This is a genomic window from Pseudomonas sp. GM50 (assembly GCF_000282375.1).
Lineage (GTDB): Bacteria > Pseudomonadota > Gammaproteobacteria > Pseudomonadales > Pseudomonadaceae > Aquipseudomonas.
In genome coordinates this window covers 230,240-251,569 of sequence record NZ_AKJK01000040.1, presented here as the reverse complement: position 1 = coordinate 251,569, position 21,330 = coordinate 230,240, and the positions used below count along the sequence as shown (strand labels likewise).

Below are 21,330 nucleotides of genomic sequence, written 5' to 3'. Positions count from 1 at the left end.
CGGCGGCGAAGCCGTCGTAAAACCGGTATATGCGGAGTACCTGAAAACATGCGGTTGCAGGTTTTGGGGTCGCTTCGCAACCCAACGGGGGCAAGCCCCCTCGCCACATTGGGTGCATCCCCGCAAAGGGTTAGCCTAATCAAAAGATCGCAGGTTTTGCCAACTCCCTTGCCTGTGGGTGTTCCCTAAAGGGGCGCCCCGCACAACCATTGCTCCCATCTGTAACATCCGCCGGTGCAGGCCCAAGCCTTTATGGCACCACTGCGCCTCCAATTGCGCCACTCCAACACCTCTACTTCAAGGCCTGACACTAAATTCGCACCTCGGCCTGGAAATGGGCACGTTGATTGCTATTGTTAATATCGTATACGAAATCCCCAATACGATATCCAACAGCACTTCACATCAACGAGGCCTCTATGAAAAACCCCGCATTTGCCGTAGCCCTCAGCGCTGTTCTCAGTACCTCCTTCATCGCCACCGCCCAGGCCGACAAGCTCGACGACATTATCGGTTCGGGCAAGCTGCGCTGCGCCGTGACCCTGGACTTCCCGCCCATGGGTTTTCGCGATGCCGGTAACAACCCGGCCGGTTTTGACGTGGACTACTGCCATGACCTGGCGAAAATCCTCGGGGTCGACGCCGAAGTGGTCGAGACGCCGTTCCCGGACCGCATTCCGGCACTGGTTTCCGGGCGGGCCGACGTGATCGTCGCCTCCACCTCCGACACCCTCGAACGGGCCAAAACCGTCGGCCTCACCGTGCCCTACTTTGCCTTCCAGATGGTGGTGCTGACCCGCGACGACACCGGCATCAACAGCTTCGATGACCTCAAGGGCAAACCCGTGGGCAACACCAGCGGCACTTATGAGGCCATTGCCCTGGAGAAAGACGTGAAGAGCTGGGGCACCGGCACCTTCCGCGCCTATCAGTCGCAGAACGACACCCTGCTGGCCGTCGCCCAGGGCCATATCGCCGCCACCGTGGTCACCAACACCGTGGCTGCCGCCACCCTCAAGTCGGGCAAATACAAAAACCTGAAGGTCGCCGGTAACGCACCGTACGTGATCGACTACGTTTCCCTCGGTGCCAAGCGCAACGAGTATGGCCTGCTCAATTACCTCAACCTGTTCGTCAACCAGCAGGTGCGCACCGGTCGTTACAAGGAGCTGTTCGTCAAATGGGTCGGCACTGAAATCTCGCCGACCAACCTGACCGTGCCACAGGTCTACTACTAAGGTGTCCGGCATGCCTAGGCCCACTTCTCTGACCGGTCGCAGCCTGGTCGCGGGCGCCGCCGAGGGCGCCCTGCTGTTCGCCGATATCGGGTTGAGTTTCTGGGGCGGGGTCGAGCCGTACAGCGGCGAGATCATTGACCGTCACCACCCGCTCAGCGGCGAATACCTGGCCGGCCGCGTCCTGGCCATCCGCAGCGGTCGCGGCTCGTGCACCGGCAGTAGCGTGTTGATGGAACTGATCAGCAACGGTCACGCACCGGCCGCACTGGTGCTGGCCGAACCCGATGAGATCCTGACCCTGGGCGTGCTCGTGGCACAGACCATTTTCGAGCGTTCCCTGCCGGTGCTGTGCATCGGCCGAGAGGCCTTCGCCGCCTTGCGCGGCAAGACTTTCGCTCGGGTCGAGAACACAACGCTGAGCCTGTTCGAGCACCTGCCGAGCGATGCCTGGCAGGCACTCGACAGCCCTTTGCCGAGCACCGATATCGTCACCGCGATCGAACTCACCGAACACGACCAGGCGTTGCTCGACGGCCAGTATGGTAAGGCCGCGCAGGTGGCCATGCAGATCGTCCTGCGCATGGCCCAACTGCAAGGTGCCCGCCATTTGGTGGATATCACCCAAGCGCACATCGACGGCTGTATCTACACCGGACCGGCGAGCCTGCGTTTTGCCCAACAGTTGGTGCAATGGGGAGCAACGGTGCGGGTGCCCACCACCCTCAATTCGATTTCCGTGGACCAGCGCCGCTGGCGCGAGCTGGGCATCGACCCGACCCTCGGTGAACCGGCCAGTGCCTTGGGCGATGCCTATATGGCGATGGGCGCACAGCTGAGTTTCACCTGCGCGCCCTACCTGCTCGACAGCGCGCCGAAGGCCGGTGAGCAGATCGTCTGGGCCGAATCCAACGCGGTGGTTTACGCCAATAGCGTGCTCGGTGCACGCACCCTGAAATACCCGGACTACCTGGACATCTGCATCGCGCTGACCGGTCGCGCCCCGTTGATCGGCTGCCACCTGGACGCGCAACGCAAGGCCCGACTGCAGATCGAATTGCCCGCCCTGGGTGAACTGGACGACGCCTTCTACCCGCTGCTCGGGTACCACATTGGCGCGCTGGCGGGCAGCCGGATTCCACTGGTGCGCGGGTTGGAAAACCGCCAGCCGAGCCTGGACGACCTCAAAGCTTTCGGTGCGGCATTTGCCACCACCTCCGCCGCGCCCTTGTTCCATATCGCCGGGGTCACCCCGGAGGCCATCGACCCGGCGCAGGTGCTGGAAGTGGATGGGTTTCTACCCGTGGAAAAAATCCGACTGAACGATCTGTTGGTCAGCTGGTACGAACTCAACAGTGCCCGCGACAACCGGGTGGATGTGGTCTCGCTGGGCAATCCGCATTTCTCCCTCAGCGAGTTCGCCCACCTCGCACGGCTGTGCCTCGGTCGGCGCAAACACCCTGACGTGGTCCTCGGCATTACCTGCGGCCGCGCCGTGCTGGAGCAGGCTCGCGAAGCCGGGCATATCGCCATGATCAAAGCTTTCGGCGCCACCCTGGTCACCGATACCTGCTGGTGCATGCTCGGCGAACCGGTGATCCCGCTGGCCGCAAAAACCTTGATGACCAACTCCGGCAAGTACGCCCATTACGCACCCGGCCTGGTGGGCCGCAAGGTGCATTTCGCCAGCATCAAAGAATGCGTCGATGCCGCCTGCAATGCCACCGCCAGCGGGCGCCTGCCGGCGTGGCTACAACCTGCCGCCCTACTGGAGAGCCCTGCGCATGTTTGACTACAGCTTCCAATGGCGCTCAGCGCTGCGCGCCCTGCCGGACATGCTTGCCGGTGCCCTGGTCACCTTCGAGACCGCGGCGCTGTCGATGATCTTCGGCGTACTGATCGCCCTGGCCCTGACCGTGATGCGCGAAAGCAAAAACCCGCTGCTACGCGGCATCGGCAACGGCTGGGTATCGATCGCGCGTAATACCCCGTCGCTGTTCCAGATCTACGTCCTGTACTTCGGCCTCGGCTCGCTGGGCCTGCACGTCAGTTCATGGCTCGCCCTGTTGGCCGGGATCACCTTCAACAATGCCGGGTATCTGGCGGAGAACTTTCGCGGTGGCCTCAAGGCCGTCCCGGACACCCAAGTGCGCGCTGCACGTTCGCTGGGCATGAGTGCCTTCCAGGCCTATCGCATGATCATCGTCCCGCAGTTGCTGCGGATCGTCTTCTACCCGCTGACTAATCAAATGGTCTGGGCGGTGCTGATGACGTCGCTGGGAGTGATCGTCGGGCTGAACAATGACCTGACCGGGGTGACCCAGGATTACAACGTCAAAACGTTCCGCACCTTCGAGTTCTTCGCCATCGCAGCGGTGCTGTATTACCTGATTGCCAAGGCGATCGTCGCGGCAGCCCGGCTGATGGCCTGGCGGTTGTTCCGTTACTGAGGAGCTGTCCATGTTTGACACCGGTTTTTCCTCCAATGATCTGTTGTTCCTGCTCAATGGCGCCTGGGTCACGCTGCAACTGACGTTCTGGTCGATCATGCTCGGCTCCCTGGCCGGCTTGCTCTTCGGCCTGCTGCGGGCCTTGTTGCCGCGGGCCAGTCTGCCCCTGGCCTGGGTGCTGGATGTGTTTCGCAGCGTGCCGCTGCTGATCCAGTTCGTGCTGTTCAACTCGCTCAAAAGCATCGTCGGCTTGAACATCAGCGCCTTCAGTGTCGGCTGCATCGTGCTGGGGGTTTACGCCGCCGCGTACTTCACCGAGATCGTGCGCGCTGGCGTGTTGTCGGTGCCGTTCACCCTGCGCCGGGCCAGTCGCTCGCTGGGCCTGAGCTTCCTGCAGGACCTGCGCTGGATCGTCCTGCCGATGGCCACCCGAGTGGCTTTTCCCGGCTGGCTGAACCTGGTGCTCGGGGTGATGAAAGACACCGCGCTGGTGATGTGGATCGGCATCGTCGAACTGCTGCGCGCCTCGCAAACCATCGTCACCCGCATCCAGGAACCGTTGCTGGTGCTGTGCATCGCGGGCCTTATTTACTACGTCATGAGCCTGGTGGTCGCACGCCTGGGCGCTCGTCTGGAAAGAAGGTGGCAAGAAAATGATTGAGATCGACAACGTACATAAATCCTTCGGCGACCTCGCCGTGGTCAAGGGTGTCAGCCTGACGGTGAACAAGGGCGAGGTGGTGTCGATCATCGGCGGCTCGGGTTCCGGCAAATCGACCCTGCTGATGTGCATCAACGGCCTGGAACCGATCCAGAAAGGCAGCATTCGCGTCGACGGCGTCGAGGTCCACGACAGCGCCACCGACCTCAATCGCCTGCGGCAGAAAATCGGCATCGTGTTCCAGCAATGGAATGCCTTCCCCCACCTGACAGTGCTGGAAAACGTGATGCTGGCGCCGCGCAAAGTCTTGGGTAAAAGCAAGGCCGAGGCCGAGGAACTGGCGGTGCAGCAACTGACCCACGTGGGCCTTGGCGACAAGCTCAAGACCTTCCCGGGCAAGTTGTCCGGCGGCCAGCAACAGCGCATGGCGATTGCCCGCGCCCTGGCCATGTCGCCGGACTACATGCTGTTCGACGAAGCCACCTCGGCCCTCGATCCGCAATTGGTCGGTGAGGTGCTGGACACCATGCGCATGCTCGCCGAAGACGGCATGACCATGGTGCTGGTGACCCACGAAATCCGCTTTGCCCGCGACGTGTCTGATCGTGTGGCGTTCTTTCGCAATGGGCTGGTGCATGAGATTGGCTCGCCGGATCAGGTGATTGGTAATCCGGTGCATGCGGAGACTGCGGCGTTTCTGAAATCGGTGAAGTAACGGCTGGCCTCATCGCGAGCAGGCTCGCTCCCACAGGGTTTGGTGGTGTACCTAAAATCGGTGACCGACGCAGGCCACTGTGGGAGCGAGCCTGCTCGCGATGAGGCCCTGACAAACGAAACAAGGAGCAGGCAATGCGCTCATCGAAAGTCATTCATGTAGTCAGCTGTCACGCCGAGGGCGAAGTCGGCGATGTGATCGTCGGCGGCGTCGCCCCACCACCGGGCGCCACGGTGTGGGAGCAATCGCGCTGGATCGCCAAGGACCAGACACTGCGCAACTTCGTACTCAACGAACCTCGCGGCGGCGTGTTCCGTCACGTCAACCTGTTGGTGCCGGCCAAGGATCCTCGGGCGCAGATGGCCTGGATCATCATGGAGCCGGCGGACACGCCACCGATGTCCGGCTCCAATTCGCTGTGCGTGGCCACGGTGCTGCTCGACAGCGGCATCTTGCCGATGACCGAACCGCAAACCCGACTGGTGCTCGAAGCGCCCGGCGGGTTGATCGAAGCCGTGGCCGACTGCCGTGACGGCAAGGTCGAGCGGGTAGAAATCAAGAACGTGCCCTCCTTCGCTGACCGCCTCGACGCCTGGATCGAAGTCGAAGGCCTCGGCTCGTTGCAGGTCGACACCGCGTACGGCGGCGACAGTTTTGTGATCGCCGACGCCGAACGCCTGGGCTTTTCCATTCGTCCTGATGAGGCTGCCGACCTGGTGGCGGTCGGGTTGAAAATCACTCGTGCAGTCAATGAACAACTGGGCTTCGTCCATCCGCTGAACCCCGAGTGGTCGCATATTTCCTTCTGCCAGATTGCCGCGCCCATCGTCGTTGAAAATGGCATTGCCACTGGCGCCAACGCGGTGGTGATTCAACCCGGCAAGATCGACCGCTCGCCCACCGGCACCGGTTGCTCGGCGCGCATGGCGGTGCTGCAGGCCAAGGGTTTGATGCAAGTGGGCGAGCGCTTTATTGGGCGCTCGATCATCGGTTCCGAATTCCACTGCCGCATCGACTCCCTGACCGAAGTGGCCGGACGCCCGGCGATCTACCCGTGCATTTCCGGTCGGGCCTGGATCACCGGCACCCACCAATTGCTGCTCGACCCGAGCGATCCGTGGCCACAAGGCTATCGCCTGTCAGACACGTGGCCGGGTGCCTGAGGCCGAAGCAGAGCTTTTGTGGCGAGGGGGCTTGCCCCCGTTCGGCTGCGAAGCAGTCGTAAAGTCAGCACACGCGGTCTTTCTAGAAGGTAGCGACGGTTGATTTCAGGGCTGCTTCGCAACCAACGGGGGCAAGCCCCCTCGCCACAGTAGTTCTCCACCCAAGCTGCCTCACCACACAAGCTCCCTAGCCACAGTGATTTCACCCACCAGCAAAAAACCCTGATTGATTGAAAAAAGCACTAGCCGAAATTTGCCACTTGAAATATCGTATACGAAATACAAAAACGAACCGGAGGCAACAATGAGCAAACGTATCAACTGGAGTGGCGTCTTCCCCGCGGTGACCACTCAATTCAACGATGACTTCTCCATCAACCTGGAAAAAACCCATCAGGTGATTTCCAACGTGATCCGTGACGGCGTCTCAGGCCTGGTGGTGTGCGGTTCGGTGGGGGAAAACACCTCATTGACCGCCGAAGAAAAAATCGCCGTGACCGAAGTCGCGGTCGACGCCTCCCGGGGTCGCGTGCCAGTGATCTGCGGTGTGGCCGAGTTCACCAGCGTGCAAGCGGCCAAGGTCGCCAATGCGGTGCGCCGGGTCGGCGTCGACGGCGTGATGCTGATGCCGGCGCTGGTCTACGGTTCCAAGCCGTTCGAGACCGCCGAGCACTACCGCTACGTGGCGAAAAACGCCGACGTACCGCTGATGGTCTACAACAACCCGCCGATCTACAAAAACGACGTCACCCCGGACATCCTGATTTCCCTGGCCGACTGCGACAACGTGGTGTGCTTCAAGGATTCGTCCGGCGATACCCGTCGTTTCATCGACGTGCGCAATGAAGTGGGCGATCGTTTTGTGCTGTTCGCAGGTCTCGACGACGTGGTGCTGGAAAGCATCGCGGTGGGGGCCGAGGGCTGGGTCTCGGGCATGTCCAACGTGTTCCCGAAAGAAGGCGAGACCATCTTCCGCCTGGCCAAGGCCGGTCGCTTCGCCGAAGCCATGCCGATCTACGAATGGCTGATGCCGATCCTGCACCTCGATGCCCGTGCCGACCTGGTGCAGTGCATCAAGCTCTGCGAAGCCATCGCCGGTCGCGGCAGCGCGCTGACCCGTCCGCCACGCCTGGCACTGCCGGAAGCCGATCGGGTATTCGTCGAGCAGATCATGGCCAAGGCCCTGGCCAATCGTCCGGAGTTGCCAGACGTCGGTCTCTGAGTGATTGCCGGGCGGGTCTTTGCGGACCCGGCCCGGCTTGCCCTGATACCGGTAAGTTAAGGTGCGCAAACTTGTGGGAGCGAGCCTGCTCGCGATGACGGCTGCACATTCAGCATCAATATTGGCTGATCCGCCACTATCGCGAGCAGGCTCGCTCCCACAGGGCTGCGGTGTTCAGGTCCATAACTTTCCGGCATTACGGTTTGCCCTGTCTTTGCGCCCCTACAGGAAACGCCAGCATGTCCAATCCTCAAAGCACCTCCCGCGCAACCACCCCCTCGGGACTCAAACGCGTAGTGGCCGCCGCCATGGCCGGCACTGTCGCCGAGTGGTATGAATTCTTTCTCTACGGCACAGCCTCCGCACTGGTCTTCGGCCAGTTGTTCTTCCGCCAGACCGACAGCCCCATCGACGGCATCATCGCCGCCTTCGCCTTGTACGCGGTCGGCTTTCTCGCTCGTCCATTGGGCGGTTTGGTGTTCGGTCACTACGGTGACAAATTCGGCCGCAAGCGCCTGCTGCAACTGAGCCTGGTGGTGGTCGGCATCACGACCTTCCTGATGGGTTGCCTGCCCGGCTTCGACAGCATCGGCTATGCCGCGCCAGTGTTATTGGTGCTGCTACGGCTGATCCAGGGCTTTGCCTTTGGCGGTGAATGGGGCGGTGCGATTCTGCTGGTGTCCGAACACTGTCCCGACAACCGTCGCGGCTTCTGGGCCAGTTGGCCGCAAGCCGGGGTGCCGGCCGGCAACCTGGTGGCTACCGTCGCGCTGCTGCTGTTGTCGTCGAACCTGTCGGAAGAACAATTCCTCGCCTGGGGCTGGCGCGTGGCGTTCTGGTTCTCGGCGGTGGTGGTGCTGATCGGTTACTGGATTCGCACCAGCGTCGATGACGCGCCGATCTTCAAAGAAGCCCAGGCCCGTCAGGCGCAAACCAAGCAGCAACAGCTGGGCGTGGTCGAAGTGCTGCGACACCATTGGCGCGCAGTGCTGGTGGGGATTGGCGCACGCTTTGCCGAGAACATCCTCTATTACACCGTGGTGACCTTTTCGATCACCTACCTGAAACTGGTGGTGCACAAAGACACCTCGGAAATTCTGCTGCTGATGTTCGGCGCACACTTGGTGCACTTCTTCCTGATTCCGTTGATGGGGTATCTGTCGGATATCGTCGGGCGCAAACCGATCTACCTGACCGGCGCGGTGCTCACCGCGTTCTGGGGCTTTGTCGGTTTCCCGATGATGGACACCGGCAATAACTGGTTGATCATGGCGGCGATCATTCTGGGCCTGGGCATCGAGTCGATGACCTATGCGCCCTACTCGGCGCTGATGGCCGAAATGTTCCCGACCCATGTGCGCTACACCGCACTCTCACTGTGCTATCAGGTGGCGCCGATCTTCGCCGGTTCCCTGGCACCACTGATCGCCATCACCTTGCTCAACAAATATCACAGCTCGACACCCATCGCCTGGTACCTGGTGGGCGCCGCGCTGATCTCCATCGTGGCCGTCGGCCTGACCCGGGAAACCCGCGGCAAGTCGTTGCACCAGGTGGATGCCGAGTCCGCCGCGCGCATTGCTGCCTTGGATAGCGCCGCGCCGGCCATGGCACGCCGGGGTGATTCGTTGGTTTGAGCCCAAAACCTGTAGGAGCGAGGCTTGCCCGCGAAGGGGGTCGGACATTCAACATTGATGTCGTCTGACACACCGCCTTCGCGGGCAAGCCTCGCTCCTACAGGTTCCGGTTCCCTTTTTTGACAGGAGTTTTCCATGCCCGAGATCATCGGCCACAACTACATCGGCGGTGCCCGCAGCGCCGCTGGCAACATCGCGATGCACAGCCACGACGCCAGCACCGGCGAAGCACTGCCCTACTCGTTCATGCAAGCCACCGTGGAAGAAGTGGACGCCGCCGCCCAGGCCGCTGCTGCCGCTTACCCGGCCTTCCGCAATCTACCAGCAACTCGCCGTGCAGAATTTCTTGAGGCGATCGCCACGCAACTGGATGCCCTAGATGATGAATTCGTCGCTCTGGTCACCCGCGAAACCGCCCTGCCGACCGGGCGCATTCAGGGCGAACGCAGCCGTACCAGCGGCCAAATGCGCCTGTTCGCTCAGGTTCTGCGCCGGGGTGATTTTTATGGTGCGCGCATCGACCGCGCCTTGCCCGAACGTCAGCCGCTGCCACGGGTCGACCTGCGTCAATACCGGATCGGCGTTGGTCCGGTGGCCGTGTTCGGCGCCAGTAACTTCCCGCTGGCGTTTTCCACCGCCGGCGGTGACACCGCTGCCGCCCTGGCCGCCGGTTGCCCGGTGGTGTTCAAGGCCCACAGCGGACACATGGCAACCGCCGAACACGTAGCCGATGCAATCATCCGCGCCGCCGAGCAAACCGACATGCCCAAAGGTGTGTTCAACATGATCTACGGTGCAGGCGTCGGTGAAGCGCTGGTCAAGCATCCGGCAATCCAGGCCGTCGGTTTCACCGGCTCGCTGAAAGGCGGTCGCGCCCTCTGTGACATGGCCGCCGCACGGCCACAACCGATCCCGGTGTTCGCCGAAATGAGCAGCATCAACCCGGTGCTGGTATTGCCTGAAGCCCTGCTCGCGCGTGGCGAGAAAATCGCCGGTGAACTGGTGGCGTCGGTGGTCCAGGGTTGCGGTCAGTTCTGTACCAATCCGGGATTGGTGATCGGTATGCGCTCACCCCACTTCAACGCTTTCATCGCGCGGCTCAGTGCCTTGATGGCAGAACAACCGGCGCAAACCATGCTCAATGCCGGCACCCTTGGCAGCTACGAAAAAGGTGTGCAGGCCTTGCTCGACCATCCGAGGATAATCCGCCTGGCGGGCCAGGATCAGCACGGCAATCAAGCGCGGCCACAACTGTTCAAGGCCGACGCCAGTCTGCTGTTCAAGGGTGATCCGCTGTTGCAGGAAGAAGTGTTCGGCCCGACCACCCTAGTCGTCGAAGTGGTCGACAAGGCCGAGTTGCGGCAAGCGCTGAACAGTTTACACGGTCAACTCACCGCCACGTTGATTGGCGAAGCCCAGGAGATGAAGGAACACACAGATCTGTTGGTACTGTTGGAGCAAAAGGTCGGCCGCGTGCTGTTCAACGGCTACCCCACCGGCGTCGAAGTTTGCGATGCCATGGTGCATGGCGGACCTTATCCGGCGACCTCCGATGCCCGTGGCACCTCGGTCGGCAGCCTGGCCATCGAGCGCTTCCTGCGCCCGGTTTGCTACCAGAACTGCCCGGACGCCTTGCTGCCCGACGCCCTGAAAAACGCCAACCCGTTGGGCATTGCGCGTCTGGTCGATGGCAACAGCCACCGCGAACCGCTGTAAAAACCCAACCTCCTGTAGGAGCGAGGCTTGCCCGCGAAGGCGGTGTATCAGACGACATCAATGGTGAATGTCGAGACGCCTTCGCGGGCAAGCCTCGCTCCTACAGGATTTTCATCGTATTCAAGCCAGCAGTGCTTTCAGGTCGTGATACAGCGCCTCGGGAATTTGTATCCCCTCCACCACACTGCGTGCCCGCGCCGCATAACGCCGTTGCGACGGCAAGCGCGCGCCCTGCCCTTCAATGCCCTGAAACAACACTTCAGCCCGGGCCAAATGTTCCTCGGTGGCCGCCCCCAGAAAACGTCGCGGGTCCAGCGCGATGATCAACTCGCCATGGTACGGCGACGACTTACTGCCCGCGTCGTAGGCCAGCGATTCGGCACTGGTCAGATCACCGATCAAAGGCCCGGCGATCAACTCCACCATTGCCGCCAGCGCCGACCCTTTGTGCCCACCGAACGTCAACATCGCGCCGCCGTCGAGCACTACATTGGCATCGGTGCTCGGCCGGCCCTCAGCGTCCACGCCCCACCCCTCGGGAATCGCCTTGCCGGCACGCCGATGCAACTCGATATCACCACGGGCAATCGCACTGGTGGCGAAGTCGAACACAAACGGTTCCTGCCCCGCACGCGGCCAACCAAAGGCAATGGGATTGGTGCCGAACACCGGCACACGTCCCCCGGCCGGTGCCACCCAGGCATGACTCGGATTACACGCCAGCGCCACCAAACCAACTGCGGTCAACTGCTCGATTTCCACCCACAGCGCCGAGAAATGCACACAGCGATTGATCGCCAACGCCGCAATCCCGTTGGCCCGGGTTTTCTCCGCCAGCAACCCAAGCCCGGCCTGAAACGCCAACTGTGAAAAACCACCACCGGCATCCACCCGCACGATCGACGGCGCTTGGTCGATCACCTGCGGCTCGGCATCGGCCGACACCTTGCCGGCCCGCAGGGAATTCACACAGCCCAGAATCCGGTACAAACCGTGGGAGGCGCAGCCATCGCGCTCGCCGGCGATCACCGTCGCCGCCACCGCTTGTGCATGGGCCAGATTAAAACCGTTGTGCAACAGGATCGATTCAGCCAACTCGCGGGCTTCGATCAGGGTCAGTCGGATCATGCTCATCTCCTTGGACAGACCGGTCAGGGTGGGCCATTCCAAGGCTCATGGCTTGATCGCTTTAGGTCGGGTTGATGACGAATTCGGCATATCGTTGAAACGGTCGACGTCGTATTGCCAGGCCACTCGTCGGGCGGCGCAACGTGACCAATTGACATCGATGGGTGCCTGCGCAATTATTATTACATCGCATACGATACAAACGTATACGATACATAAATCACATCTATTGAAACGTTGAGGATCCACCCCATGAGCAAGATCGAAAAAGTACTGGCCACCGGCAAGACTCACACCACCGTTAGCGCCGCTGGCAACACTGCGCGGGGCCATAACGGCAGTCTCGACATCCAGCTCTCGTCGCCTGGAAACGCGAAACTGGCGCACGAGTTCAAAACCATTGCACCGCACCCAACCGCAGAGCAGCTGTTCGCCGGCGCATGGTCGGCCTGCTACACCGCCGCCGTCGGGCTGGTGGCCAATGAAATGAACGTGGTGCTGCCGTCTGATCTGTCCGTCGACATCGAAGTCGATCTGGGTCAGACCGGTCCGGCGTACTTCCTCCAGGCTCGGTTGACTCTGCGCGCACCGGGTCTGGCGCATGACATCGCGACGACGCTGGCGCATACCGCAGATCAAATTTGCCCGTACTCGAAAGCGACGCGGGGTAACATTGACGTGGCCCTGAACGTTCTCACGGCATGACGCACCGCACGGTCGACATGTCATATATGTCGCATACGCTTTAAGCGCATGCGAATAACAACCCATTCAAAACTACATCGACGTGGCCATAAACGCCCTCACCTCATGATTCACCGTATGGCCGGTTCGACGTTGCTGCCGAACCGGCCACAGTCGAAAGTCAGAGCTGTTCCGACACAATCGCATACGCGGTATATTTTGCCTTTGCGAGCCTTCAACTTTGGCCAACGAGGAAGCACATGAAACCCACCGACAAGACGGCTCCCACCAGCCTGAAGCTCTCCGACTTCCTGTGTTTTGCGGTCTATTCCACGAACCTGGCCTTCGGCAAAGCCTACAAACCGATACTCGAGCAGCTGGGGCTCACCTATACGCAATACATCACCATCGTTGCGTTGTGGGAGGAAGACAATCAAACCGTGGGCAGCCTGGGCGAGAAGCTGTTTCTCGAATCGAACACGCTCACACCGATCCTGAAGAAGCTGGAAGCGATGGGCTATCTACAGAGGCAGCGTGATCCCGAGGACGAGCGGCAGGTGCGGATCAGTCTGACAAAGAATGGTCGACAGTTGCGCGAAGGCCGTCCCGAAATGGGCCTCTCCGACGCAACGGGCCTGACGCCGGACGAGTTCACGCAGATGCAGAATGCGATCGTGAAGCTGCGCAACAATCTCATCAAATCGACGAAAGCCGGGGAATGAGTAGCTACTGATCGTTTTTTTAATCGGGGGTATTTTTCGGGCATGAAAAAGCCCAACCTTTTCAGATCGCCGACTTGTACGTTGGTCACCCCTGCGATGGATGACTTATCCAGTGCCTCTCGATACCCTGCGCATCTCGGTACCTGATGGTGTTCCAGGTCAAACCACCTCCCTCCAGACGAGCATGTAATGAAATCCCCTGCCGGTTTGCTGCTGTCGGCTATCGAGCTGGACCGTGCCAGCGCCATCCCCCTGTACCGCCAACTCTATTTGCAGATTCGCAAACAGATTCTCAGCGGAAAAATGCAAGGGGGTGTGCGCTTGCCGTCGACGCGGACCCTGAGCAAGGAATTGGCGCTGTCGCGGATCACCATTCTCAATGCATTCGATCAGCTGATTGCCGAAGGCTTTTTGGCGTCGCGTACCGGGGCCGGTACCTATGTCGGCGATGAGTGGGAGAGCCGAGGGATTGCCGACGAAGAGCAACACCAGCCACCGCGCCTGTCCGACCTGAGCCAATCCATGCTGTCGCTGCGCAGCAGTCACTTTCGCGGGGTTTCCTATGCCGATTGGGATCCTGCGACCCCCACCTCATTCCTGCCCAGCCACAGTACCTACGACGCGTTCCCCCTCGCCGTGTGGCGGCGTTTGATGAACCGCCACCTGCTCAAGCCGACCAAGGCCATGCTTGGCTATGGCGAACTGCAAGGGTTACAGGCCTTGCGCACGGCGATTGCCGAGTACGTCTTTGATGCCCGTGGTATCGATTGCAGTGCCGAGCAGGTGGTGATCGTTTCAGGGGCTCAGCAAGCCTTCAACTTGTTGGGCATGCTGTTGCTCAATCCGCAGGACAGCATGTGGATGGAAGACCCGGGACACATCGCGGCGCGCATTGCGTTGCAGGCCCAGGGGGCTCAGGTGGTGCCGTTGCGGATCGATGAACAAGGGATTGATATCCGGCAAGGCCTGGCCGAGTGTCCTGACGCCCGCCTGGTGTTCACCACGCCATCTCGCCAGCATCCCTTGGGCGTGACCATGAGTTATGCGCGGCGCCAGGCACTCATCGACTGGGCCGCGCAGTATCAGAGCTGGATCATCGAGGACGATTGCGACAGTGAATTCCGCTACAGCGGCCGCCTCCTCCCCGCGCTCTACGCCATGGACCGGATGGCGCGGGTGATCTACGTCGGCACCTTCAGCAAAGTGCTCTTCCCCTCGCTAAGACTGGGTTACGTGATACTGCCGCAAGCCCTGATCGAACCCTTCTGTACCCTGCGCGCGGTGATGGATCGCAGCCCGCCCACGCTGCTCCAGGCGACGACGGCGGACTTCATGCGCGAAGGCCACTTCCTCGGCCATATTCGCCGCATGCGTACGCTGTACCAGGCTCGCCAGCAAGCATTGCTCGAGCAACTTCAGCAACAGCTGGGCGGCTTCTTCAATATCACTCCGGTGGAAGCCGGCATGCACCTGATCGCCTGGCTGCCACCCACGCTTGATGACGACGCCATCGCCAGGGAACTGGCCCGGCACAACATCCACACCTATGCCCTGAGCGACTACTGCCTTGAGCATGTCCTGCCACCTGCCCTGCTCATCGGTTTCGCCGGTACGCCTGAGGGCCAGGCGCAGGAGCGCGTCGCAGCACTGGCCCGGGCCTTGAGCAAAATGGGGTACCTGCAGGCCACTTGAAGCAAGGCAAGTGGTCTTATGATTTAACTGATAATGGATCTATCGAGAGTTCCTGACTGGCGCGATAAAGGCTGCGCCGGTAGACCCGGCGTCTGACCAGGAACGACTCGAATGAACAATAAGATCCAAGAGCGATTCAATGCCTTGCTCAGCCACAAGGCTGCCGAGGCAGGAACACCTCCCCTACTGACTGAAGCACTGGCCCGCCAACTGCTCGACCGCCTTGGGCAGATGCGCTTGTTTGCTCATGCCTATCCCTTGCTGACCAACCTCACCCATGGCCGTGTCACGCCTGCCGACCTGCTGGACTTCGCCTATCGCCACGAGCTGCAGGGCTTGAGCCTGCACTTGCTCGACGGCGAGGAAAACAGCCTGAGCCAAATGACGCCCGCACAGTTGCAAGCGTTTGCCGAAAAGGCCAATGCGCTCGGGCTGGATGTGCACCTGGAAATCAGCAGCACGCTGAAAAAAGATGTCGATCAGGTGATCGCTATCGCCAAGGCGCTTGGGGTTCGCAACATCCGCGTGTACTCACGTTACGAGGGGACGCTGTCCCGGGTCATGGACGTGATCGAGTCAGACCTGCACTACCTCGCGCAGCAGGCAGACGAGCACGACCTGTTCTTCGACTTCGAGCAGCATGAGGAACTCAAGAGCGCCGAGATTGCGCAACTGCTGAGCCGACTAAACCACCCACGGCTGCATGCCTTGTTCGACTTCGGCAACATGATCAACGCCTGCGAACAGCCCCTGCCGGCGCTGCGCACCCTGGCGCCGCACATACGCCAGACCCACCTCAAGGGTGTGCGCATCGTCCCCGAACAAAACGGCTTCGGCCATTACGGCGTGCTGCAGGGTAGCGACGATGACGACCTGCCAAGCGCCCGCATGCTGTTCGAACTGTTGATGCTCGGCGACGCAACCCCGCAAGTGATCGCGTTCATTCTTGAGCAGGAAAACCACTATGTCGCCCCGGCGTTCCGCCAGACCTTTGAGGCTGCCGATCCATTCATTGCCTACCGGGAAATGAGTGACACACCACTCCCGGACGGCTACTCGCTCGAACGAATGCTCGCCGACGAACACCGCTGGGCGAACAACCAGGTTGCCTATGTACGAAGCCTGCTGGCCGAGTTCCGAACCCTGGCCGAGTTGACCCTCGACAACCGCGAAATCGCCTGAACCTGACGTTACTACCCAATTACGCCTGGAGAACAATAATGACAACTCGCGACAAGGCCAAATGGCTCAGATTCCTGATTCTTATCCTCGGTGGTGGCACCATCTACAAGCTGGCGAACCTCAAGGACGCCTTCTATATCCCCATGCAAGAATTCATGGGCTTGAGCCACACTGAAATCGGCCTGCTGCTGAGCGCCAACGCCATCATCGCCACCGCACTGTTTGTCGTCGGCGGCATGCTCGCCGACCGCTACGACACGCGCAAAATGATTCCCATCGGCTTGATCGGTACCGGCGGCCTGGGGCTGTATCTGGCGACCTTTCCGCCCTTCAGCAATCTGCTGATCGTATTCAGCCTGCTGGCCGTCTGCGCCGATTGCTTCTTTTGGCCCTCGCTGCTCAAAGCCATCCGCAATCTGGGTGACGATCAGGAACAGGGTCGGTTGTTTGGGCTGCTGGAAGGTGGGCGTGGCGTCATTGATACGCTTGTGGCTTTTTCGGCGCTGGGCGTTTTCGTCGCCATGGGCTCCGGTGAAACCGGTCTGAAATCGGCCATCCTCTTCTACTCGGTCATCGACATTCTGGCCGGAACCCTGACCTGGTTCCTGCTCAAGGGCGGCAGCGCACAGTCAATTGCCAAGCCGAAGAACGGGTTGGCGAATCTGCTCGAAGCCATCAAGGTGCCGGGTATCTGGCTGGTCAGCCTCAACGTGTTCATGGTCTACATCGTCTACTGCGGCCTGACCTATTTCATTCCCTACCTCAAGGAAATGTACGGGCTGCCCGTGGCACTGGTGGGCGCCTACGGCATCATCAATCAGTACTTCCTCAAAATCCTCGGTGGCCCCGCCGGTGGTTTCATTGCCGACAAGCAGTTCAAGAGCACCAGCCGCTATCTGAAATGGGCATTCCTGGCCTTGCTGCCGCTGATGGGCGTCATCCTGCTGATCCCGAAAAGCCCGAGCTTTATCTACGCTGGCATGGCCGCCACACTGTCCTTCGCGCTGATCGTGTTTTCCATGCGCGGCGTGTTCTGGGCGCCCATGGGTGAAGTCGGCATCCCTTCGCACATCACCGGTTCAGCCTTCGGTATCGGCTGCCTGATCGGCTACGCACCGGGCATGTTCGCTTACGTCATCTACGGCGCAATCCTCGACCATTTCCCGGGTCAGCAAGGCTACAACTATGTCTTCAGCTTGATGAGCCTGTTGGCCATTGTTGGTTTCATGGTGTCCAGCGTGTTGTATAGGAGCGTGCGGAATAAATCGGTGGCAATGGGTGGGATTGGTGCGGTGCAAAGCTGATCGGTGGAGCTCTCACCCTGGACTTGAAATCGTTGAAGGTTGCGACTATCAGTGAGGTTCAATCCTTCGAGGGCAATAACATGCCAACGACTGAAGAATCGATAATTGCAGCAGCAAGGCTGCGCGCAGCCTACCGGGGAGAAAACGAGGCACTGGCTGCAGCTTCAGCGCTCGAAGCCCTTGCAGTGCTGAAAAAAACGTTAAAGGGAGATAAGTACCAAGAGGCGCTCGAAAGGCTGTATATCGAGTATTCAACCTCTTGATCCACATGTGCCGCCTTAGCGGCGGCACATGGTTCACTTACTGAGGACCGTTTGAACTCGCATCACCTCGCAAGACCGCAAGGGCAGCACCCGGCTTCACTTGCTGCCTGTACGTGACCACTCATCTCCCCTGACGCCCGCTGCACTGGCGACTATCAGCGCCACTACACAGGCAACCAACGAGAACAGAGCAAAAGCCCCCATCACATGCAAATAAGGCAGTACGTGATTCCACGCTCGAGCTACCCCCAGGAAAGCGGCAAATAGCCAACCACTCATAGAGAGAGCCCCCAAGAGAGCGAGACGAGTGCGGCCGGAGTTGCGTAACAAGACAAAGGGGGCCTTCTGCAACAGCGGGAAACCGATCCGATGCAACAAAGCGCCATTGAGGCTAAGCAGCACGACAATACTCACCTTGGCCCAGAGCTTTTGATTGAGCAGATACGCGCTCCCCTCATAGAGGTAACCCTGTAGCACCAGCAGCAAGCCACTTCCCCAAAGAGCCAATAGCGCGAGCGTGACGATTTTTTGAGTCTCTTCGAGGTACTCACGCTGCACCTCACTCAACACATCCTTGCGCCAGCTCCATAGCTTTTGATCCGCCTGCAACACCCTCCCCAGAGCAATACAGGTGGCAATCAGATGACCATACACGAGTAGCATTTTGAGCATTACCTTGACCTTATTTTTATATGGGCAATGCACTCCCTCGCACCCTTGATTTGAAACTAAATGATACAGATTCATATTTGTATCAACAAGTTACACAATCAGCCATTCATCTGGAAGCGGCTGTTTTTGCGGGGTTTTTCCTAGATCGGCGCTTGTGGAGCTGACGAATCTGCCACCTCAACTCAAGCGGATGAAATTTTGAAAGCGCCGCCGCGTCAAACGATGTGGACACTGTCTCTGCTAAAATCCAGCCCGGCCCGCCCAGGCCAGAAACACCAAAGCCCTGCACTCGACTGGGCTTTTCGATGAGCGTGGATCGCTTATCAAATATCTATTCAAAGGATGAACACAATGAGCCGCACTAGCCATATCTGTCTGATGGCGACCTATAACGAGTGGATGAGCGCCAAAGTCCATGAAGCAGCCAGGGGCTTGTCCGATGAAGAACTCTCGGCAGATAGGAAAGCTTTTTTTGGCTCCATTCTCGGGACTCTGAACCACTTGGCGGCCGGAGATACGATCTGGCTGAAGCGATTCGCCAAGCACCCAACGAATCACTTGGTACTGGAGCCGGTGAGGCAGCTTCCTGACCCGAAAAGCCTTGATCAGTTGTTGTTCTCTAATATTCGAGAGCTCTCAGCGTATCGAGAATGGATCGACCGAATAATCATCAAATGGGCTCAATCCATTACGGAGTCCGATTTAGATGTCCCCTTCAATTATGCAAACATGAAGGGTGTAGTGTTCGATAAGGATTTTTACAGCCTGATCATGCACTTTTTTAACCATCAGACCCATCATCGCGGCCAAGTTACAACTCTGCTTTCGCAGGCGGGTGTCGACGTAGGCGACACGGATCTAGTCGTATTGATTCCCTCCGAGTCCCGCACTTAGCAAAAAGCCCAGCATTAGACTGGGCCTTTTCACGTCAGGACATGCGGAGTTTCAGGCCACCATCCCTATCAAAATCCGCATTCTGAAAGTGGGGACCGTAGCATTTGTCACTACTTGGATCGGATCACGATCGTAGAAGCGAGCATGTCACCCAGCCGTTTTCGTGAGCCAAAGAAAATAAATACCCAGTCAAAAATACTCAGAAACGGCGTAGTAATGTTGCGTACAAAAGATTGATAGAGATTGCAGTTAAGGTAGCTGCGCTCATCAATCACGGACATCCCCAGCAGCTTTTTACCCAAACTCTGGCCGTTGGGCATTGCATCGGAAAACAGGTAATACGCCGCGCCTGATCCTAAAGCCAGAAGGGCGACCACGGTTGGCGGTAAACCAACAAACTCGGCTGCTCGCCCTACGGCGTAGAACAGAAAGAAGGTGGTTATGGAGTCAATCATTTGTCCTCCCCACCGACGTCCCAGGCCAGCCAGATTCTTGGGCTTCTGGTACTCGCTTTGGGTGTTGCTGATTTCCATGCGTTGTCACTCCGTTGGTATATGGATACAGGAGTATCGGCACCACGTTAGCAACATTGAATTACGTCGTTTCACCCAATAGGAACGGACTAGGTTGCTCGGCACTCATCGCGCTGCGACATTTCTCCAGGAGTTTGGTAGGCAGACTCTGTAGGGGCATGTGCTTTTATCCTTTGTTAGGTCATGCAAACGGCTTTCAGATTACCACGCCCCGGAAGCGCAACTGGCTGGGCGATCCCCAGAGCTGGGAACTCATGCACCCCAAGGACGCTGCACTACAACGCCTGCACAAGAATGCAGATGTCGCAGCTGAACTCACCGGTTTCAGGATCATTTCCGGATTGAGATTGAAGGCGCGCTCAAAAGCTGGGCGCTCCCCAAAGGGCCTAGCCTCGATCCGAAGGTGAATATCGCCGCGCACATCATTGTCGCGCTCCCCAGCTAGCTCCACGCAGCTTTTGAAGCAGCCAAGAAAATCGCAGAAAGGATCACGAGACCTGTCCGACCTAAGCAGTGACGCCACAGAAACGGTGACGAAAAAACTTGCCTGCGCTGCAGCTAAGCCAAAAGCTTTAGATAGGGAATCAACACAAGACAAATTCAGGTGGGGCAAAAAGTGGCGCAAAAATTCAACGCAAGCAAAAACGATGCCCCATAAAAAATCCAACCAGCGCTAACTGATTGGATTTTCTAGGATTATATGGTCGGGACGGAGTGATTCGAACACTCGCCCCCTAGCACCCCATGCAAGCAGATGGGGCTACACACCGCTAAACACGTGACTCCAGGGGAGCTCGCTGCAACGATGCCCAACAGCGTTTAACGTCGAGTGACTTTGTCGCTTGAAAATCCCTCGACCCCTAGCATTTCCCATCTCCGGTGTCCTGCCGACCGAACACAATCCCCTCAAACACAAGACGTCTTCACAACTGATCAAGCCTGGAGGTTCAGTTCTGGATCATCCCCCCCAGACAGGACTATCCTACCGTTCGTCTTATCCCTCCCCAGCTTCAACCCACCAGCTTTGACAGTCAATTATTCGGATCTATAGTGAAGCCTGTTGAAAAGGCGTAAATGAAATGGAGCAATACTGGCAAAGTTTGGATGGTTAAAAAAACAACGAAGCTAGTTAGTCATCCCGTTGTGGATTTTCACCATAAGCCAAACGCCTATCAAAAGGAGCAAGAATATGTCTTTCGCAAGAAAATTCGCCTTAAGCGCATTGTCATTATCCTTGACTGCTATTTTGACCTCCGGCTCACACAACAACCTCCAAACAAGAACCAACGCAAGCAGACGCCTTCTGCGGTTTCAGGGATGGCTTTATTGACCATCAATTACCCGAAATACAATTAATTAATTCCCCAACACAATTTGAATTACATTCTTGATTTTATAGTATTGCCGTCAGAACCAGAGGCATACGCCTACAAAACGCAACTCCTCAGGCAGCGCAA

General features: G+C 59.0%; 20 protein-coding genes. 17 read left to right on the top strand and 3 right to left on the bottom strand.

Annotated elements, in window-relative coordinates; translation table 11 throughout:
* Nucleotides 1-419 precede the first annotated feature (419 nt).
* From PMI30_RS22815 to PMI30_RS22855, 9 genes are all read left to right on the top strand, one after another.
* A complete protein-coding gene (locus PMI30_RS22815) occupies nucleotides 420-1,238 on the top strand; it encodes an ABC transporter substrate-binding protein (RefSeq protein WP_007903735.1) in 819 nt (272 codons plus the stop codon).
* 10 nt (nucleotides 1,239-1,248) lie between these two features.
* The gene (gene lhpI, locus PMI30_RS22820) at nucleotides 1,249-3,027 is read left to right on the top strand and encodes a cis-3-hydroxy-L-proline dehydratase (protein WP_008007294.1); all 1,779 of its coding nucleotides are present in this window, start codon (nucleotides 1,249-1,251) and stop codon (nucleotides 3,025-3,027) included.
* The gene (locus PMI30_RS22825; RefSeq protein ID WP_007903733.1) at nucleotides 3,020-3,685 is read left to right on the top strand and encodes an amino acid ABC transporter permease; all 666 of its coding nucleotides are present in this window, start codon (nucleotides 3,020-3,022) and stop codon (nucleotides 3,683-3,685) included. Before lhpI ends, PMI30_RS22825 begins: the two co-directional genes overlap by 8 nt.
* A 10-nt stretch (nucleotides 3,686-3,695) precedes the next feature.
* Nucleotides 3,696-4,346, top strand: coding sequence for an amino acid ABC transporter permease (locus PMI30_RS22830; protein ID WP_008007292.1), 651 nt, complete (start codon nucleotides 3,696-3,698; stop codon nucleotides 4,344-4,346).
* On the top strand, nucleotides 4,339-5,061 hold the full coding sequence (locus tag PMI30_RS22835; RefSeq protein ID WP_008007290.1) for an amino acid ABC transporter ATP-binding protein: 723 nt from the start codon (nucleotides 4,339-4,341) through the stop codon (nucleotides 5,059-5,061). Before PMI30_RS22830 ends, PMI30_RS22835 begins: the two co-directional genes overlap by 8 nt.
* Nucleotides 5,062-5,195: 134 nt before the next feature.
* Nucleotides 5,196-6,224 carry a trans-3-hydroxy-L-proline dehydratase gene (locus PMI30_RS22840; RefSeq protein ID WP_008007288.1) on the top strand — a complete coding sequence of 343 codons (1,029 nt, stop codon included), beginning with the start codon at nucleotides 5,196-5,198 and terminating at the stop codon, nucleotides 6,222-6,224.
* 304 nt (nucleotides 6,225-6,528) lie between these two features.
* Entirely contained in the window at nucleotides 6,529-7,446 is a 918-nt protein-coding gene (locus PMI30_RS22845) for a dihydrodipicolinate synthase family protein (RefSeq protein WP_007903713.1), read from the top strand.
* 239 nt (nucleotides 7,447-7,685) lie between these two features.
* On the top strand, nucleotides 7,686-9,083 hold the full coding sequence (gene abaF, locus PMI30_RS22850) for a fosfomycin efflux MFS transporter AbaF (protein ID WP_008007286.1): 1,398 nt from the start codon (nucleotides 7,686-7,688) through the stop codon (nucleotides 9,081-9,083).
* A gap of 135 nt (nucleotides 9,084-9,218) precedes the next feature.
* On the top strand, nucleotides 9,219-10,799 hold the full coding sequence (locus tag PMI30_RS22855; protein WP_008007284.1) for an aldehyde dehydrogenase (NADP(+)): 1,581 nt from the start codon (nucleotides 9,219-9,221) through the stop codon (nucleotides 10,797-10,799).
* A 120-nt stretch (nucleotides 10,800-10,919) separates the two neighbouring features.
* Here the strand turns inward: PMI30_RS22855 and PMI30_RS22860 are convergent, their stop codons facing one another.
* Complete coding sequence (locus tag PMI30_RS22860) at nucleotides 10,920-11,927, bottom strand: Ldh family oxidoreductase (RefSeq protein ID WP_008007282.1); 1,008 nt, start codon at nucleotides 11,925-11,927, stop codon at nucleotides 10,920-10,922.
* 252 nt (nucleotides 11,928-12,179) lie between these two features.
* Here PMI30_RS22860 and PMI30_RS22865 point away from each other — a divergent pair, with 252 nt between their 5' ends.
* The 6 genes from PMI30_RS22865 (at nucleotide 12,180) to PMI30_RS0129505 (ending at nucleotide 17,774) form a co-directional block, all read left to right on the top strand.
* Nucleotides 12,180-12,632 (top strand): Ohr family peroxiredoxin, encoded by a 453-nt coding sequence (locus PMI30_RS22865; protein WP_008007280.1) that lies wholly within the window; start codon nucleotides 12,180-12,182, stop codon nucleotides 12,630-12,632.
* Nucleotides 12,633-12,871: 239 nt separating this feature from the next.
* Complete coding sequence (locus PMI30_RS22870) at nucleotides 12,872-13,333, top strand: MarR family winged helix-turn-helix transcriptional regulator (protein WP_008007279.1); 462 nt, start codon at nucleotides 12,872-12,874, stop codon at nucleotides 13,331-13,333.
* 189 nt (nucleotides 13,334-13,522) lie between these two features.
* Entirely contained in the window at nucleotides 13,523-15,025 is a 1,503-nt protein-coding gene (gene pdxR, locus PMI30_RS22875; protein WP_008007278.1) for a MocR-like pyridoxine biosynthesis transcription factor PdxR, read from the top strand.
* A 111-nt stretch (nucleotides 15,026-15,136) separates the two neighbouring features.
* Nucleotides 15,137-16,207, top strand: a complete 1,071-nt coding sequence (locus tag PMI30_RS22880) for a sugar phosphate isomerase/epimerase family protein (protein ID WP_008007277.1) — start codon at nucleotides 15,137-15,139, stop codon at nucleotides 16,205-16,207.
* 38 nt (nucleotides 16,208-16,245) lie between these two features.
* Nucleotides 16,246-17,511, top strand: coding sequence for an MFS transporter (locus PMI30_RS22885; RefSeq protein ID WP_008007276.1), 1,266 nt, complete (start codon nucleotides 16,246-16,248; stop codon nucleotides 17,509-17,511).
* Between the two features lie 23 nt (nucleotides 17,512-17,534).
* Complete coding sequence (locus PMI30_RS0129505) at nucleotides 17,535-17,774, top strand: hypothetical protein (protein WP_238541974.1); 240 nt, start codon at nucleotides 17,535-17,537, stop codon at nucleotides 17,772-17,774.
* A 96-nt stretch (nucleotides 17,775-17,870) separates the two neighbouring features.
* On the opposite strand, the gene PMI30_RS22890 is transcribed toward PMI30_RS0129505, so the two are convergent.
* Nucleotides 17,871-18,446, bottom strand: coding sequence for a hypothetical protein (locus tag PMI30_RS22890; RefSeq protein ID WP_008007275.1), 576 nt, complete (start codon nucleotides 18,444-18,446; stop codon nucleotides 17,871-17,873).
* 351 nt (nucleotides 18,447-18,797) lie between these two features.
* Here PMI30_RS22890 and PMI30_RS22895 point away from each other — a divergent pair, with 351 nt between their 5' ends.
* Nucleotides 18,798-19,340: a DinB family protein gene (locus PMI30_RS22895; protein WP_008007274.1), complete on the top strand. Its 543-nt coding sequence runs from the start codon at nucleotides 18,798-18,800 to the stop codon at nucleotides 19,338-19,340.
* Nucleotides 19,341-19,450: 110 nt separating this feature from the next.
* On the opposite strand, the gene PMI30_RS22900 is transcribed toward PMI30_RS22895, so the two are convergent.
* A complete protein-coding gene (locus tag PMI30_RS22900; protein WP_008007272.1) occupies nucleotides 19,451-19,873 on the bottom strand; it encodes an RDD family protein in 423 nt (140 codons plus the stop codon).
* Nucleotides 19,874-20,947: 1,074 nt separating this feature from the next.
* Here PMI30_RS22900 and PMI30_RS31260 point away from each other — a divergent pair.
* On the top strand, nucleotides 20,948-21,229 hold the full coding sequence (locus tag PMI30_RS31260; RefSeq protein ID WP_008007268.1) for a hypothetical protein: 282 nt from the start codon (nucleotides 20,948-20,950) through the stop codon (nucleotides 21,227-21,229).
* Nucleotides 21,230-21,330: the final 101 nt, after the last annotated feature.

Coding starts and splice junctions, on each gene's coding strand:
- PMI30_RS22815 (WP_007903735.1), top strand. CDS start 420: ATGAAAAACCCCGCATTTGCCGTAGCCCTCAGCGCTGTTCTCAGTACC.
- lhpI (WP_008007294.1), top strand. CDS start 1,249: ATGCCTAGGCCCACTTCTCTGACCGGTCGCAGCCTGGTCGCGGGCGCC.
- PMI30_RS22825 (WP_007903733.1), top strand. CDS start 3,020: ATGTTTGACTACAGCTTCCAATGGCGCTCAGCGCTGCGCGCCCTGCCG.
- PMI30_RS22830 (WP_008007292.1), top strand. CDS start 3,696: ATGTTTGACACCGGTTTTTCCTCCAATGATCTGTTGTTCCTGCTCAAT.
- PMI30_RS22835 (WP_008007290.1), top strand. CDS start 4,339: ATGATTGAGATCGACAACGTACATAAATCCTTCGGCGACCTCGCCGTG.
- PMI30_RS22840 (WP_008007288.1), top strand. CDS start 5,196: ATGCGCTCATCGAAAGTCATTCATGTAGTCAGCTGTCACGCCGAGGGC.
- PMI30_RS22845 (WP_007903713.1), top strand. CDS start 6,529: ATGAGCAAACGTATCAACTGGAGTGGCGTCTTCCCCGCGGTGACCACT.
- abaF (WP_008007286.1), top strand. CDS start 7,686: ATGTCCAATCCTCAAAGCACCTCCCGCGCAACCACCCCCTCGGGACTC.
- PMI30_RS22855 (WP_008007284.1), top strand. CDS start 9,219: ATGCCCGAGATCATCGGCCACAACTACATCGGCGGTGCCCGCAGCGCC.
- PMI30_RS22860 (WP_008007282.1), bottom strand. CDS start 11,927: ATGATCCGACTGACCCTGATCGAAGCCCGCGAGTTGGCTGAATCGATC.
- PMI30_RS22865 (WP_008007280.1), top strand. CDS start 12,180: ATGAGCAAGATCGAAAAAGTACTGGCCACCGGCAAGACTCACACCACC.
- PMI30_RS22870 (WP_008007279.1), top strand. CDS start 12,872: ATGAAACCCACCGACAAGACGGCTCCCACCAGCCTGAAGCTCTCCGAC.
- pdxR (WP_008007278.1), top strand. CDS start 13,523: ATGAAATCCCCTGCCGGTTTGCTGCTGTCGGCTATCGAGCTGGACCGT.
- PMI30_RS22880 (WP_008007277.1), top strand. CDS start 15,137: ATGAACAATAAGATCCAAGAGCGATTCAATGCCTTGCTCAGCCACAAG.
- PMI30_RS22885 (WP_008007276.1), top strand. CDS start 16,246: ATGACAACTCGCGACAAGGCCAAATGGCTCAGATTCCTGATTCTTATC.
- PMI30_RS22890 (WP_008007275.1), bottom strand. CDS start 18,446: ATGCTCAAAATGCTACTCGTGTATGGTCATCTGATTGCCACCTGTATT.
- PMI30_RS22895 (WP_008007274.1), top strand. CDS start 18,798: ATGAGCCGCACTAGCCATATCTGTCTGATGGCGACCTATAACGAGTGG.
- PMI30_RS22900 (WP_008007272.1), bottom strand. CDS start 19,873: ATGGAAATCAGCAACACCCAAAGCGAGTACCAGAAGCCCAAGAATCTG.
- PMI30_RS31260 (WP_008007268.1), top strand. CDS start 20,948: ATGAAATGGAGCAATACTGGCAAAGTTTGGATGGTTAAAAAAACAACG.